Source organism: Schaalia vaccimaxillae DSM 15804, assembly GCF_000420425.1.
Classification (GTDB): domain Bacteria; phylum Actinomycetota; class Actinomycetes; order Actinomycetales; family Actinomycetaceae; genus Pauljensenia; species Pauljensenia vaccimaxillae.
Genome location: NZ_ATUX01000005.1, coordinates 37279 through 52837 on the forward strand (window position 1 = coordinate 37279; position 15559 = coordinate 52837).

The window sequence follows — 15559 nt, forward strand, 5'->3', positions numbered from 1 at the left end:
GCAGGTGTGCGCGTTTTTTGCGTTGTACAGGGTTAGAGCAGTTTTACCCCTGTGTGGCCGTGTGTAACAGGCTGTAAGTGTGTCCAATACGAGGACTGGGCTCGCGGAGTAACCGCTTTACAGGACTGAGGGTTTCTTGCCTGAGCGTTCAGTCAACTCCTGGCACAGCAATATCGATGGCCATATGGTCAATGCGCGCGTGAATGGTGCGAGCCAATCCCAAGGCGTCGCCATCAACCTGCACAACCTGTGGGGTTTCGGCTGTAACCGATGAGCCCTTGGCTTGGCGGAAGGCGATTTTGCCGACCGACGTAGGCAGGTTCACTGTTTTAATACCCAGGCCTTGGCCGAGGATTTTCCAGGACAGGTCCGCCCAGCCCAGGACACCTGCTTGAGTGTCCACGGCGATCACATCGATCAAACCATCATCGGGCTTGGCGGCGTACGCCAGGGTGAGTGACTGCAGGTCAGAGCAGATGGCGAACATAATGGACTTCGCGGTGAGCCAGGTGATTTCGTCTTCGTTGCTCGGAGACGAGGAGGTTTCTCCCTGGAGCATCCCGGATTTGTCGCCGTCGTGATCTTGGGGAGATTCGGGGGAACGCAAAGTGAGTCTGGCTTTAATGGGCTTGGTAGCTATTGATGCAACACCCGACAGGACGTACGCCAGCCAGCCAATCTTCTTCTTGAGGTCAGAGTCGGTGTTGGCCATCGTTTCGCCGTCAAAACCCATGCCTGCGATGACGACGAAGGCGTATTCGTCAGCTTCCATGGCAGCGCCTTCATCGGTGCCGTGTTTTTTACGTGCATCTAGTACGAGTGTTCCTTCGGCAGGCATGTCGGAGGGTTCGGCGACGTCGGCGACGCGCAGCCAGCCCACGTCGAGCCCGCGGTGATTAGCTCCAAGGGCAATGCGCGTAGCTTTGGCTACGTCGCCGATGGGCAGTCCGAGGTTGCCGGCCAGGACATTGCCGGTGCCAGCCGGGATGATGCCCATCCGTACGCCGGTTCCGGCTAGGCCTGCTGCTACGGCTCGCACGGTTCCGTCTCCGCCCGAGGCGATCACGATGGAAGCGCCTTTGGCGAGGGCTTCGACGGCTTGGCCCGCTCCTGGATCTTCGGCAGTGGTTTCGTTCCAGTGGACTTCGTCGATTCCGAGGTCCTTGGCGGTATCGGTGACGATTTTCTTGAAGGCGTCCAGGTCGTCGTGCTTGGAGGGGTTGACGATGACCCATGGGTGTGGTCGCCCGCTTGACGGGTCGTCAGCGGTCGCGGGGGTGAGGAGGGCGTCGGCGATCTCTTGTCGTTTGGAGAAGCGTCGGCGCAGCCACATCCAGATGAGTGCGGCTACGGCGCATACGGCGATGACAACAATGAGGGCGATCCATGCTTCGGCTGGCATGAGATCAGCTTAGGGCCGCCGTGCCTTCCCCGCCGAGGGACGCCCAAAACTTCCGCGAGGGACGCCCAAACAAAAATGTGAGCTTCTGCAAAACGAAGTACGTATATACCCCTAGGGGTATAGTCTGTAAATCAAACGAAACGAAGGGCGCGCGTCCTCGACCTCGTCACATCAGCAGGACAACCAAGGAAGATTACCGACATGACTCACCCCACCACAGGCCAATGCCCGCACAGGCTCGTCGTTGTCGGCGGCGTCGCAGGAGGCATGAGCTGCGCCGCGCGAGCCCGCAGACTCAACGAAGACGCCGAAATCATCGTCCTCGATCGCGGCCAGCACGTGTCCTTCGCCAACTGTGGACTGCCCTACTACGTCGGTGGCGAAATTGAATCCGCCGACGACCTCCTCGTCCAAACGCCTCAAAAACTGCGTGAATGGCTCAACCTCGACGTGCGCACAGGCCACGATGTCACCGGCATCGATCCAGACGCCCACGAAGTCACCGTCCGCACCGCTCAAGGTGAACAGCAGATCGGCTATGACGCCCTCGTCCTCGCACCTGGAGCAAAAGCCGCCACGCCACCTATCGACGGACTCGACTCGCCTCGCGTATCCACACTTCGCACCGTCGAAGATGCCGTTCATCTGCGCGAACACGTGGATGACGGAGTCACGAGTGCCGTCGTCTTAGGCGCAGGATTTATTGGTGTCGAAGCCGCCGAAGTGCTCGCCAAACGAGGCATGCGAACCACTCTCGTTGAGTTTGCCGAACACGTCCTGCCTCCGCTGGACGAAGAACACGCGTACGTCATCACTCAAGAACTGCGCGCCCTCGGCGTGGATGTGCGGGCCGGGACAGCCGCCGAATCCATCGTGCGCGGCGGGGGCGGCGAGGACGAGCACGAACTTCACCTCTCCGACGGAACAACCATCAGCGCAGGCCTCATCGTGTTGGCGGCAGGTGTACGCCCAGACACTCAGGTGTTCGAAGCATCCGGTCTCGAAATGGAAGGCGGAGCCATCGTCGTAGACGAGCACGGCCGCACCAACTTACCCGACGTGTACGCGGTGGGCGACGCGACCGTGTCAACCGACCCGGTGACGGGAGTACGCCGACCCGTCGCACTGGCTGGGCCCGCAAACAGGGCGGGCCGCCTCGCCGCAGACTTCATCATGGACCCCGACCACGCGCGTCCCATCCCCGCGCCCCTGGGCACGGCAATTGTGCGGGTTGGGACAATGACGGCAGCCATGACCGGAGCCAACCGGGCCTCCCTGGACGCTGCCGGCATCGACTACACGACGATTCACCTGCACCCCAACCAGCATGCCGGTTACTTCCCGGGTGCAGTCCAGATGAACCTATCCGTGAATTTTGCTCCCGACGGGCGCATCCTTGGCGCGCAGTGTGTAGGCCGTGACGGCGTTGATAAGCGCATTGACGTGCTGGCCACTGCCATACGGGGCGGGTTGACTGTCGACGATTTGATCGACCTTGATCTGTCTTATGCTCCGCCGTTTGGGCAGGCTAAGGACGCTGTGAACCTGGTGGGAATGCTCGCCTCGAATGTGCTCAACGGGACCGTGGACGTGTGGGATGTGCGCGACTTGGAAGATGTACGCGCCTCACATCTGATCTTGGATGTGCGCACTCCGGGTGAGGTTGCCAAGGGGATGGTGCCCGGTGCGCTCAATGTTCCCCACACGCAGTTGCGCGACCGTATTGAAGAGGTACGCGAGGCTGCAGCTGGTCGACCCATTGGTGTCATCTGCCAGGTGGGGGTGCGGGCGAATATTGCTCACAGGATCTTGGTGCAAAACGGGTTTGAATCATCCATCCAGACCGGTGGCATGCTGACGCTGCGCGCCTGGCTCGGTGACCGCGCCGATTCGTTTCTGATCAAGGGGTGAATGACGTGTCTGAAGGTTCAGATTCGGCGATCGGCGGCTTCGATTGCGATGCCGACACCAAACGCAAGATTGTCAATCGGCTCAAACGTGCGCGGGGCCAGCTCGATGCTGTGATTGCTGCGGCTGAGAAGGGGGAATCGTGCAAGAACACGATCACTCAGCTCTCTGCCGTGACTCATGCCCTCAACCGCGCGGGATTTGTCATTATTGCCACCGCCATGCGCCAGTGTGTCATTGACGAGGTCGAGGGCGAAGCTGGCGCGGGAGCAGCCGCCGTGGGTGAGGGCACTGCACGTGAGGGGGCTGCACGTGAGGGGGTCCCGGCTGGCAGCCCAGCTGAAGCAGAGTCTTTGCCTACAGAGTCTTTAACCACCGAGGAATTGGAAAAGATTTTCCTGTCCCTGGTGTGAGTTTCTGGCCCGGCATTTTCACGATTGCCTGGCCAAACTCGTCGTCCGATTCGAAAACGATTAAGGAGAATAGAAATGTGCAGAAAAGTCACATGCAAGAAATGTGGAAAAGCAACGTGGGCAGGCTGCGGACAGCACATTGAGCAGGCGCTCGCTGGAGTGCCCAAGGGGCGGCGTTGCCAAGGGCACGCTGGTGAAGAGTCTGAGGATAACGCTTTGAGTGGCGCCTCGAATGTTTTGCTGAAGCTTTTCGGCCGCAAGTAGGTTGGCCCAGTTTAAGAGCTTGAAGTGTTTGTGTTTGGCTCTGATTGTGTCAGCAGCGGGCCTGCTCGTTATCCTCTTTCGGTGATGTCGAACAACGAGTCAAACGAGGCCGTTGAGGCTACGCGTTTAGCGGCCCAACAGTGGGAAACCCGCTATGCCGCCAGTGAGCAGACCTGGTCTGGCCGCGCCAACCCCGTCCTCGTCGATGTAGTGACTGATCTGGTGGCGGGTAGGGCGCTTGATGTTGGCTGCGGTGAGGGCGCGGACGCAATTTGGCTGGCGTCCCAGGGTTGGAGCGTCGACGGTTTAGATTTTTCTGCGACGGCGATTGCACGTGCCGCGGCTGCGGCCGAAGCTGACGGCATGATCGGCGTTCGTTTTCACGAGGGCGAGCTCGCGTCTTGGGGAAATGGGTACGAGGGCGGCTATGACCTTGTGACGGCGATGTTCATCCAAGCCTATGACGGGCAGGACCGTGCGAAGCTCTTGTCTGTTGCGGCACGCATGGTTGCGCCCGGTGGTCGTTTATTGGTGGTGTCGCATGCGAGCCCGCCGCCGTGGTCATCTCATGCGTTGCGCGATGATGTGCAGTCTTTGAAGGTCACGCCCGAGGGCGACCGGCGGATCGTAGATCCCGAGGCAACGTGGCATGTGGAGCTGTGTGAGGTTCGGGCGCGCGAAGTTGTTGGACCTGACGGTGTGGTCGGTGAGCTGGAGGATTCGGTGCTACTGGTGCGGCGGCGGTGATGTGTTGTTTCGCTGATAAGTAGGAACTTCAAAACTTCTTTGCTTGGCAACTGAGGAGCCTCGTAGATGGTTACTGCAGTTGCTGGCCGGACGGATGTAATCATGCACTTTATGTGCCTTTTAATTGAAGAGCTTTTCCTCGAGGTAGGCTCGCCTGATATCTGATTGCGCTGGATCCTGACGCTTTTTAATCGACGTTCTGTGCCTTCATCGAGAGTTGGCTTCCCGAGTGTTCGAGGCTATCTTTTGAAGTCCGGAATGGAAGGATCCGAATTGGACGATGACCGATGTTCTGGAACTTTTCAAAAGCAGGCAGTCGTATGGGTTCGTCGAGGCTGTCAAGGTCTTATAGAAAAACGACAGGATAGTCTCAGTTTAGTTAGATTGGCACCGCCCCTGATTTTGCTCAGAAGTGCTTGAATCCGGTTGCCTTATCCCCGCTTACGCGGGGTCAACTGGGGGAGCCTATCCAGAACTCTGTACCAATGAGGATCATCCCTGCCCCCGCAGGGTCAAAGCTCCCTGGAGAAATATCGTAATCTGTTGGAGGATTTCTGCCTAAGCGGCTGACAATCCTAAAGCATGCGAGCGGCCACGGCGCCGTCCAGAGAGAGCGTACTTATTTACGTTTGTGCGAGCGTAACCACCCCCTTTGGCCGCGCATTTTATTGTGCGTGGGATGATGCGCGCTCACGCGGGGTCAACCACAGATCGGACGAATCGCATGGTTTCTTCTCCGGATCATCCCCGCTCACGCTGGGTCAACCATGCGAGTGTTCCAAGTGGTGTGCGTCGGCCAGGATCATCCCCGCTCACGCGGGGTCAACCGAAGCCCTCGACGGGGGCATATTCACGCCCTGGGATCATCCCCGCTCACGCGGGGTCAACTTAGAAACAGAAGATATTGAAGATTCTTTAGTCGGATCATCCCCGCTCACGCGGGGTCAACCGGAGTAGGCGAGGGTTCGTGTTTCGCCTCCGGGGATCATCCCCGCTCACGCGGGGTCAACGAGATTCCGGATACGGCTGAGCTGAGGGCTGAGGGATCATCCCCGCTCACGCGGGGTCAACTCGGCGGCTGTGGCGATCATGCGTGGCGCAGCGGGATCATCCCCGCTCACGCGGGGTCAACTCCTCCGAGCATCGAGGTGATCATTGCGATCCAGGATCATCCCCGCTCACGCGGGGTCAACCGCCCCTTCCATCGCCGCGAGACCTGAGATTGGGGATCATCCCCGCTCACGCGGGGTCAACGGTATAACCGGCAGGCGTTCGACATAGCCAACCGGATCATCCCCGCTCACGCGGGGTCAACTGTGTTTGGCGTGTCCTCTGCAGCGTTCACTCAGGATCATCCCCGCTCACGCGGGGTCAACCGCCGCTTCTTCTTCCTCGCGGTGGTCGAATGCGGATCATCCCCGCTCACGCGGGGTCAACCCAGCTACACACTCTCAGTAGCCATCAACCAGCGGATCATCCCCGCTCACGCGGGGTCAACACTTCTAGATCGTTAAGATCTCAACGCAACGGAACTCTATCAAAGGAGGATTTCGTTTACTGCTGACCTAGCGAACGCTCGGCGGAATTATGAAAGCGCCTTCGGCGAGCGGCAATGGACCATGACTCCTTCGCAGGCCTGACAGCTCCCGGCATCGTCACTGATTCTTCGGAGTCTCGATAGGAGGTGCGCATGACAAGACAGCCTTCGATGTCTACAGGTTCTCGATCATGTCCGAGAGATGCTACAGAGAAGTGTTGCTCCGACCGTTCCGACCAGATCAATAAGGCGCGACCGTCGCCGATGTACGTACGCACCAGCTCCCAAACTTGTTCTCGTACTCGCTTGGACAGGTGGCCGACAAAAACCCCGGGGGAAACCTCCAGCAGCCACCGTGTCATCGAACCACGTAAGGATGCTGGTGCTGCTGACAGAACCAGGACTACCAATCCTCGGCCTCCTCTGCATAATTCTCTCCACCAGCAACAGCTCTCTTCTGGTAGTCCCAAAGAGAGACCACGTTAATGCCCAGGTCTTCTGCCTCATCAGCACCAAGCAACTGGTGGATATCCCTCACGCAGCGTTCGATAACCTTCATGGCAAATATCTGGTCCCTAACGCGTCGGCGGGTTGTACCTGTCAGATCTTCCATTCCCTCAGCGACGACATCGAAAGCTATTGGGATGGTGATCTCGGCCTTGTAGAGGTCAGCGATGTCGTAGACGAACGATCTTTCATGCCCAGTGTGCACAAACCCAAGCCCGGGTGAGCATCCTAGAGAGACGATGACACCGTGGACGATACCGTATAGTGCTGCATGCGCCGCCGAGAGAGCTTGGTTGATCGGATCTGAAGCTTCGAAGTCATCAGGACGATAGTCTCTTCGGTTCCATGGGATTCCGGTTCGTCGAGACTGTTCTCGGTACACCTCACGAATTCGTGCCCCTTCTCTGCCACGCAACTGTTGCATAGTGAGCCCGTCTACTTGCTCGCCGGAAAAACGCATGCAGTACATTTCACGTGCCACCTTGAGCCGCTTTTGAGGAGATGAGACACGCATTGCTTGCTCAATGAGTAGCCGGGTTGACGTTGCTAAGGAACGGCCATGGGCGTAGTAGCGAACACCGCGTTCGCCAACCCAGACAGCAGTGGTCCCACATTCTCCCAGCAGTGTCATAGCTTGGTGACTCACAGAGGTGCCGGGACCAAGGAACACCGCGACGAGTGAAGCAGCCGGAACACGGATGGTCCCCTGAGCATCGCGTGCTGTCAGAGCTCCATCCTCCCGATGCACAACACAGTGCTCCAGATAAAGGAAAGACATTCGATCCTGAACCCGAGGGAGCGCTGTGACTGAGACCGGCAGAATCCTGGTCATCGTTAGCTCTCTCTAACCTTTGCGAGAGTCATGAGACCGCACCCGTAAGCTTTAGACCTCCCAATTCCTGCCGTGAGGGAGTTTCGAAAAACCTCAACATCTGTCACACGAAGTAGGCCTTCATAAACTGTCTTGTTGATAGTGACTCGATCACGCACGTGATTATGAGGGTTATCTCTGCCGAACACGGGGCGTGATCTTTGAGTGACAGTGACGGAATAAGTCGACTCATCTGGCGACTCACGATTTACTGTGTTCAGCGCGAAACCGAGTCTGTCAGCACGCTCAATAAGCCACTGACGTTGTTGTTCAACGGTGACATGCCCGTGGAGTTTTCCGCGCTTTCCAATCCCGTTGGACACAGAACGTGAAGGATTTGCTGTGAGTCGAAAAACCCAAGTTTGTCCCGATTCCAGTTTGTTTAGGAATGGGTTGTAATCGAGACTTACGGCTTGGGTCATGGACAAGCCTGCGTCTGTGACGATTTGGGAACAGTCCGGACGATCTGGCGATAAAAGGAATAGTCTTGTCGAGGCCATCGAGCGATCAACTCGCCACAGCACCCTTCCTGATGGATTTGGTCCACCACTCTGTGCTGCCTTCATGATGACCGCGTGCATCACCTGAGGTGAAGCCAGGTACTTCCGCGCGAGCCTACGGCTCGGGTCGAGGTCGATCTTTGTTAGGAACACCGAGCAGCCTCCTCCAGTTCTTCCATTGGGTCGTGTGTATCTTCGCCAATGCTTGCTCCCAGGTGGAGAGTGATCCTTTCGACTTGGCGGAATCCGTACTCGCGCCGACGGGGATCGAAGGAATGGGGAACGTCGTTGTTGCCGTTCGAGAAACCGTTCCGATCGGCAACGGGAACGGCTTCCTGATCGATGAGGATCTCGGAATCGATGCCACGGTGGCGGCGGCGGAACCAATCGGAGGCTTGCCACGGTTCATCACGAAGAGCCTCAAACAGAGATCTCTCTCTTATTCCCAACGTTACCGGCTGAGTCGGCGGACATGACCTTCTGCCGAGATACAAGGGGAATACCGGACGACAAAGGGCTTCGCTCAGTCCTTCGAGCAGGGAATAATCTCCTTCGATCCCAGCGAGGAATACTGTGTCGGAAAGGTAATAACGCTGGGAGAGCGGCATGGACGTTTTTCCATCCAGAGTTCGGGCTGTATGAAAGTCTCGAAGCACCGGGCCTGGCTGATCCTTTCTCACACCGAAACTCAGGGCCATCAGATCCTCAATGGGTGCGGTCCGCCGCCGACCTTGCGCAGCGGCTAGCATCCCAATGACGCCACTTTTAGTCGGTGCAGTTTCAGTACCACGAACGGTGAATCGTGAAGAACAACCCCATGCTTGCAACGGTCCTGCAAGTCTCAAAAGCAAGACTGACATCAGTTCTGCTCCGCAGTGAGCATTCGTGAGCTAACGATCTCTCGAACCTTGCCAGTCAAGTCTGCAAAGGAAACTCGGTGGCCGAGCGATGTGACGGCGTCGGAATCCTCTAGGGATACGACAAAACTCGCAAGAGGCTCAAGGCCGTAGTTTTTCTCAATATTTTGTGCATACTTTGCAAGCCTATCGATGGATCGATCCACATAGCCAGAATCAGTACGGGAAGGAACTGCTTCTTCGAAGGCGCCGACGAAGGATACCGGCTGGTCATTTCGAATCGTTACGGCTACGGCGTCGGGGATCGTTCGATTGGCAAAGGTGTTTTGTTTGCCGGTTGGCATCGAAAGACAGAATGCCTCGATAAAAACTTCGATGGCGCGCAGCGTGGCGTTGACGTCGCCGAGGTTTTTAGTGAGCATATCGACGTTTAAGGTGGCATAGCGGTACATCGTTGCGGATGAAAACTCAACAGTTCCCATCATCCCAGCTCCTGCATCCTCTTCCGAGGAGGCTGCTTTCTGGTCGTCAACTGCCGTGAAGAAGTCGTACTCATTCTCGGCCGCATGGGTCGAGATCGCGTGTGCGACCTGGCAAGCTGCGTCAACATTAAGGTCAGTGTCGTCGGCGACCATACGGCCAAATAAGGCGATATCGACGGCGTGATTCTCCTTAAATATGCTCTTAATCTTCTTAGAGTCGAGTTCTTCTCCGCTTCGGGCCGAGTCAATGACGAGGTCAGCGATGCGGGCAAGCTGACTCGTGGCAAGGAACAAGAGATAACCGGATTCCGGGGGAGCATCTTTCTTGCCTCGAGGAGGGCTTAGCTTGATCTTCGCTGCCTTAAAGACTTCCTCTGCCATAGACACAGCCGACTCGCCCATCTCAGGCGCAACTTCGACGATCTTCTCTGCAAGTAACTCAGCGACCCTTTTGGTGCGGATCCCGATGTCGTTAGCAGTTAACAGGTTATTGAAGTAGAGACGCATGGCGCGCTTCCAGGATTGACTGGATACGCGCAGACGTCGCACGCCTCCATAGACTGCTGACTTTGGAGAACCTGAGTCGTCACGGTTCACGCACGACGGAGGGATGCTCTGGATGATGTGAAGGTCAATGTAGGTGTTCATAACGGTTTAGTTCTCCAAATTCTCAATAGGATCGTTGAGATCGACTTCTAGGTATGAATCAGCAGGGTAGGGAAAGGAAGCATATTGACGCGACCAACGTAGACGGACTGATTTAGTACCGCCAGGAGTTTGGAAGCGAACGAGGTCATCGGCCAGTGATGCGTAGTCCAACGCAATTCCGGCTGCCCTGAGTTGAGAGATGAACGCCCTTAGGTGATGACGAAGCTCAGAAAAGGTCGAAGACGTGACGAGAGAGTTGAAGCGTGCCCGCGTGGAAGAGTTCTCATCGTTTGTGCCGACTAGTCTTCGCGCAGCGTATCCGAGTCCTTGGCCGGGTTTGTACATCGCTTCAGTACGCGACTGCTGATGGAGCGCGTAGAGCGTCATTGATGTGTGGACGGCAAGCTCTTCTTTTGTCGGTTCGTCACCAGTGAAATGAGGAACTCGCACTTGAGTCAGTTCCCAAATTTCAGGTGATTCTCCAGGTGCTAGGTTCAGTGCTTTACGCAGGATTGCGACGCTGGCACGCCCCCCGGACTCGTTCTTCAAATAGCGAGCCTGGAGGCCGTGGGAACCCCCGATGCGAGAATGGATCAATCGGCCTATCTCATGGAGGGGGGCTCTTCGAGGTGTGAATGATGTAGCTGCCGTGTCCTCGTCCTTGGGGATTTTGTCTTCCGAAGTTGTCACAAAATGTCCTTTCGTCTTTGGGACTGCCACTGTTCAGTTTGGGGAGGAACAGCTTTGTTCAGGGCGGACCGGAAATAAATGAGTGCTTCGCTGACGTCCATATGCCCGTTCCTCTCGCCGCGTCCTGAGAACGCTGTATTAGGCACTTGAGTGGCGAGAATTTCCTGTTGTCGCCAGGCTTCGCTGCGAAGCAGAGCTCGCCAACCGTCACGTGCACTGGAAGGGTTCGCTCCGTTCAAGGAAGCGAGCCATTGTGGAAACTTTTGATCAATGACTTGATAGAACGCCTGTCCTGCGCGTTCTCTGGCGGAGTTTGCGGTATCTGGACTCCCGCCGCAAGCACGATCGAGATTGGCAGATAAATTGCGCAACGCAGATCCAACTTGCTCTGTGGATTCCATTGCATCTTTGACGACTCTGAGGAGTCTTAGGTTCCTAGAATCAAGGAGCCCAACTGGGAGTGAGAGAACGTCATTTACAAGCTCAGTAACCACTGCTTCTTGAGCGCCGTACTCCATGCCGATAGCGTGGAGAGGAATAATTCCACGCTGCTCTATTATGCCGTCGTAGAGGAGAGCCTGGTAGAAAGTAACGACACCAGGTGGGCGGTATCGGGGGACAGAGACTGAGCCTTTCACTGAAACTGAAGGGCTAAGCTGGGGGATGATAGTTGACAGGCCTCTCCAAAGGGCACGATCTGTCGGATGCTTCCTCGGCATGTAGACAGTCGTTTTGAATTTCTTGGTTTGTGGATCGGAATAACGCCACGCCGTCATAGGTTCAACTGAGTAGCGATTCTGAGGGGATGCCTTGTCGCCGTTTCCAAGGAAAACTCCGGTGACTCGGTTTGTGTCTCCATGTAAGAGCACACGTCGGCTCTGCCAGGTATAACAAGACACAGGACCGTGTGGTTCTTTGTCGGTTGCCCCAGCTGGGGAATCGGAATCTTTTTCCCAGGGGGCTAGATCAAGTTCAGGAATAGCATTCAAACCCTCGACCATGGAATGAACGACAGTGTTCAAGAGTAGTGTGCGCTCGAGATTACGCTCAGCTACTGCTACGACGCCGATCTGACCAGTCCATCCTGGTCCGATCGGGTACCCCTTTCCGCCCTTGACAGCGGGATCCCCGACAGCTCCAGAGCGAATACCCGAGGGGTCAAACGCCTGTACGTGAATGAGCCATCTTGCTGCTTCTGACCATGAGATTGAGTTCAACCCATTGCCTAGGCGTGTCGTGAACAAAGGCTTGTTATTAGGAACGTCTGCAATGAGTACATCGATACCGGAGATTTTTCCTGATGCTGAATGAATTCCAGAAACCTGAAAGAAAGGCCGTTCAGAGTCGGAAAGATCAAATCGGTCGCGGTAACTCTCGAGATATTCGCACGCGTCACGACCGAGACTCCCAGGCTCCTCCCAATATCTCCTCCATGTTTCAAGATCCTTGGGACCGTCCATCGTTCGATGACATATCGCCAACAATAATCGCAAAATCGCCATGTCCTGACTAGCGATCTCCCCATGTATTCCTTCGATCTGTTGAGCCTCATGGAAGAGCGAAAGTAAGGAAATTTCGTCAGGCGAACCATCGAGCCTGGTCACCCGGATCCAATTCTCGTCGAGAAGATTGAAACTGTGTGCCGTCATGTCAAATGGACCTCCTTGAGGCCGGTGATTGGGGAATATTCCAGAGTGACGCCTCCGAGTTCCGCCCGATTGTTGATGAGTGGAAGGAAAAGTTGGCCGCGGAGTTGGGGATCGTCCTGCCAAGCGGAAACATGATGTTTCTCAAGTTCATTTATTACTGTATCAATGGTTCGAGCATTTGTGAAGCGTGGTGGAAGTCGTACTGCTGACATCGCCATCGCGCGTATAGTCGTGTTCTCTGGAAGACGGTCCGTAGGGATAAGAACTCCTGGCGCGTCAGGAGCGTTGGGGAGTGTCAGTAATTCCCTCTGGCCTCCCTCACGACGGAGGTCTAAAAGGATGACTTCCAACGAATCTTCGCCGTCGCGTACCTGAGCGCGACAAGACTCATCATCATCTGAGGCAGTTGAGTGAAGCCAACCGACTAAAGACTTAGACTTTCCTGCAGAGGGCGGTTCTTCCAGTAGGAACCCTTGCGCGTCCCGCTGCTTTTGTTGATACTCCCGGGCCGCTTTTTCCTGTGCCTGCTCAAGGGCTTCTCGCCGAGAAGGGGGAGCCTCGAAAGCTTGTCCGTATACCTCCTCAATAAGTTTGTGAACATCGTCGGGCACTGTGATAGCGCCACTGCCTGAAATGACTCGATCCAGTGCGGCGGCGCTTAGGAGCATGTCATGTTCTCCATAGATTGCTTTTGCGCCGGGTTCAATTGAAGGATTGCGTGTGGAAGATGAGGGCAAGCAGTCGATATAGCAAGTCGGCTCGACGAGTGTTGACGGGCGCATACGTTTATGGCGATGTAAGCGGCCCATACGCTGCAGGATGAGATCAATTGGAGCCAAGTCGGTTACGAGTAGATCGAAGTCAACATCGAGGGACTGTTCAACTACCTGCGTCGCAACGATGATCGCGCGATCCGGCCGTTTTCGAGAGCTTCGCGGAGGGCCGAATCGGTTAAGCAGGTCGCGATCTTTCTCTAAACGGTCGCCTAGAGTAAACCGCGCGTGATTCAGACTCACGTCATCACCAAAGAAATTCTTAAGTTCCTCGTATGTTTCCTGTGCTCGACTTACCGTATTGCGCACCACGAGGACACAGCCACCTTCTGAGAGATGGTCCGTGAGGAGGGGAACGAGGCCGTCGTATTCCACCCGTTTGACACGGACGAGTGAGTGGCGTCCGCTTGATGCTGTTTCAGTGATGTTGACACCTTGGCGGCCAGCGGTGATTAGACAGGGGAACGGGGTGTTGAGTGATTCCGGTACAACGTCCTCGGAACTCTCCCCGGAGGCTAGCCGTAAACCACGTCTGTATGCCTGAACCATTGTCGAACATCGAGCTTCAGATAGGGTCGCTGATAACAGAACCACGGGTACGCCGTAGGCTGCGAGCCACGTTAATGCTCGGTCTAGGTAAACATTCATGTAGGTCGAATAAGAGTGAACTTCGTCGACGATGACCACTTTTCGGGATAGGCCAAGATGACGCATAGCGAGGTGCGGGGAACGCATCGCTCCGAAGAGAAGATGATCAATCGTGGTGACAACGAAATCAGAAAGCATTGCTTTCTTTCGACCGGAGAACCATGACATGATGGCGATATCGGCGCGCCGTCGAGCCTGAGGCGTCGTCAACGGACCGGTTCTGGCTTCTTCCTCGTCCCAACCGATATTGGATGGGGCCGCTATCGAATCTTCCGTGATATCACCCCCACCGAGAGAACCAAGAAGCCGGTCGCGAATCTCGTATCCGCGTCGGCGCAGTGGCTTAGCCTCTTCGTTCATCCGTGCTCGACCGTGAGTAAGTTGGACGGCGAAATTCGATGGAGCGCCACCATGAGAATAGGCTTTTTCGATCTTCTCCAGCCATGAGATTTCCCGAGCGAACATTGCGTCCGTAGTGGCTTGTGTTGGGAGCGCGAATAAAACTCCAGAACGTCCGGTACGGGCGGCAAGAATCTCTGCTGCCATGAGTGCGGCCTCAGTCTTTCCTCCTCCGGTGGATTCTTCGACAATGAGGATGCCTGGCAACTCCATAGATCGTGCTGCCTCGACGGCACGAGATTGTATGTCGGTGGAAGAAGCCCCTTCGGGAAGGTTAAAACGACTAGCAAGTAGGGAGTCTGGATCTTGGCCATCGTCGCGCGGACACCATGGTGTTGGGAGTTCCACTTTTCTCAACCCTAAAGACGCGCGCTTCGCGTATACCTGAGGATCCAATAGAGAGGTTCCATCATCACTAGCGCAGATCAAGGGGAAATAGGCTTCCGTCGAAGCAATCCAGTCGGCAACGATGATCAGTCCTGAGAGGTCCACGAGGAAAGCGAGCGACCAGGATCTTTGTGACCAACTATCTATAAGAGTCTGGGCGCCTGTTTTCTCCGTAACAAACGACAATAGTTCTCTTTGTACATTGGTCCAGGGTGTGTCGTCACCGATGAGGTGCTCACGGCCCGCGCATTCGTTAAGTGAAGCGTGGGTGGGGGGAATGCCGTGATGGGCACCAACGAGAGACGCCACTAAGTCCGCCTGGCCATGAGTCCATCCATGATCATCCACGAGCCAGTTTTTGGTGATAATGTGCCCGGCTAAGCCATGGGGCACTTTACGACGTTCGATGCTGTCGACGTGCTCATGATTAAGACCGTATTCTTTCATCTGATCGTCTAGTCTTTTAACCTTGCTCGCAAAAGCCGGTGAGCACTTGCCGATGTCGTGCATCGCGGCAATCCATGCGGATAAGACGCAGAACTCTTCTGTAGCGGTCAATCCTGAATCGGAGTCGGCGAATTCTTGCTCAAGAAGATTGCCGATGGTGGGAGCGAGCCAACTGTGAGCAAGATGTTCTGCCACAGCAGCAGTATCGAGAAGGTGTACCCAGAGTGGTAGCCACTCTTCGCGTTCTGGAACGTAACCAGACTTTGCCCAGACTCGACGCGCAGCAGGTGATAGCACGTGTGCTCCCTCCGTTGGATGTCTCTACGGTAAAACGCGTCATAGGCATTTGGGGCACAACAGGGGTATTCAAGTTGGTTAATTAAATTAGTCTTTGTGTGACGTTACTATTTCACTTCAAGCTTCAGCCAAT

At 55.9% G+C, this 15559-nt stretch carries 12 protein-coding genes and 1 CRISPR repeat array; of the genes, 3 read left to right on the plus strand and 9 right to left on the minus strand.

The features are described 5' to 3' along the window. Positions 1-148: 148 nt before the first annotated feature. On the minus strand, positions 149-1402 hold the full coding sequence (locus G439_RS0100245) for a diacylglycerol/lipid kinase family protein (RefSeq protein WP_022867185.1): 1254 nt from the start codon (positions 1400-1402) through the stop codon (positions 149-151). 201 nt (positions 1403-1603) lie between these two features. On the opposite strand from G439_RS0100245, the gene G439_RS0100250 reads away from it, so the two are divergent. The 3 genes from G439_RS0100250 (at position 1604) to G439_RS0100265 (ending at position 4734) form a co-directional block, all read left to right on the plus strand. Then, positions 1604-3313, plus strand: coding sequence for an FAD-dependent oxidoreductase (locus G439_RS0100250; RefSeq protein ID WP_022867186.1), 1710 nt, complete (start codon positions 1604-1606; stop codon positions 3311-3313). Positions 3314-3318: 5 nt separating this feature from the next. After that, positions 3319-3723 (plus strand): metal-sensitive transcriptional regulator, encoded by a 405-nt coding sequence (locus tag G439_RS12315; protein ID WP_022867187.1) that lies wholly within the window; start codon positions 3319-3321, stop codon positions 3721-3723. Between the two features lie 348 nt (positions 3724-4071). Continuing rightward, entirely contained in the window at positions 4072-4734 is a 663-nt protein-coding gene (locus G439_RS0100265; protein WP_026459235.1) for a class I SAM-dependent methyltransferase, read from the plus strand. 677 nt (positions 4735-5411) lie between these two features. Then, a CRISPR array of direct repeats spans positions 5412-6232; the repeat unit is 28 nt; unit sequence GGATCATCCCCGCTCACGCGGGGTCAAC. A gap of 56 nt (positions 6233-6288) precedes the next feature. Here G439_RS0100265 and cas2e read toward each other — a convergent pair. Genes cas2e through G439_RS0100310 form a run of 8 tightly spaced genes read right to left on the minus strand, consistent with a single transcriptional unit; the run spans position 6289 to position 15426 of the window. Continuing rightward, a complete protein-coding gene (cas2e, locus tag G439_RS0100275) occupies positions 6289-6633 on the minus strand; it encodes a type I-E CRISPR-associated endoribonuclease Cas2e (RefSeq protein ID WP_051125669.1) in 345 nt (114 codons plus the stop codon). Positions 6634-6674: 41 nt separating this feature from the next. Further along, positions 6675-7610, minus strand: a complete 936-nt coding sequence (gene cas1e, locus G439_RS0100280) for a type I-E CRISPR-associated endonuclease Cas1e (RefSeq protein WP_022867192.1) — start codon at positions 7608-7610, stop codon at positions 6675-6677. Positions 7611-7612: 2 nt separating this feature from the next. Beyond that, positions 7613-8302 carry a type I-E CRISPR-associated protein Cas6/Cse3/CasE gene (cas6e, locus tag G439_RS0100285; RefSeq protein WP_022867193.1) on the minus strand — a complete coding sequence of 230 codons (690 nt, stop codon included), beginning with the start codon at positions 8300-8302 and terminating at the stop codon, positions 7613-7615. After that, positions 8293-9009: a type I-E CRISPR-associated protein Cas5/CasD gene (gene cas5e, locus G439_RS0100290; RefSeq protein ID WP_022867194.1), complete on the minus strand. Its 717-nt coding sequence runs from the start codon at positions 9007-9009 to the stop codon at positions 8293-8295. Before cas5e ends, cas6e begins: the two co-directional genes overlap by 10 nt. Continuing rightward, entirely contained in the window at positions 9009-10136 is a 1128-nt protein-coding gene (cas7e, locus tag G439_RS0100295) for a type I-E CRISPR-associated protein Cas7/Cse4/CasC (protein WP_022867195.1), read from the minus strand. The genes cas5e and cas7e overlap by 1 nt, the downstream gene beginning before the upstream one ends. 6 nt (positions 10137-10142) lie before the next feature. Continuing rightward, entirely contained in the window at positions 10143-10826 is a 684-nt protein-coding gene (gene casB, locus G439_RS10535) for a type I-E CRISPR-associated protein Cse2/CasB (RefSeq protein ID WP_022867196.1), read from the minus strand. Further along, entirely contained in the window at positions 10823-12475 is a 1653-nt protein-coding gene (gene casA, locus G439_RS0100305) for a type I-E CRISPR-associated protein Cse1/CasA (protein ID WP_022867197.1), read from the minus strand. The genes casB and casA overlap by 4 nt, the downstream gene beginning before the upstream one ends. After that, positions 12472-15426: a CRISPR-associated helicase/endonuclease Cas3 gene (locus G439_RS0100310; RefSeq protein WP_022867198.1), complete on the minus strand. Its 2955-nt coding sequence runs from the start codon at positions 15424-15426 to the stop codon at positions 12472-12474. Before G439_RS0100310 ends, casA begins: the two co-directional genes overlap by 4 nt. Between the last annotated feature and the right edge of the window lie 133 nt (positions 15427-15559).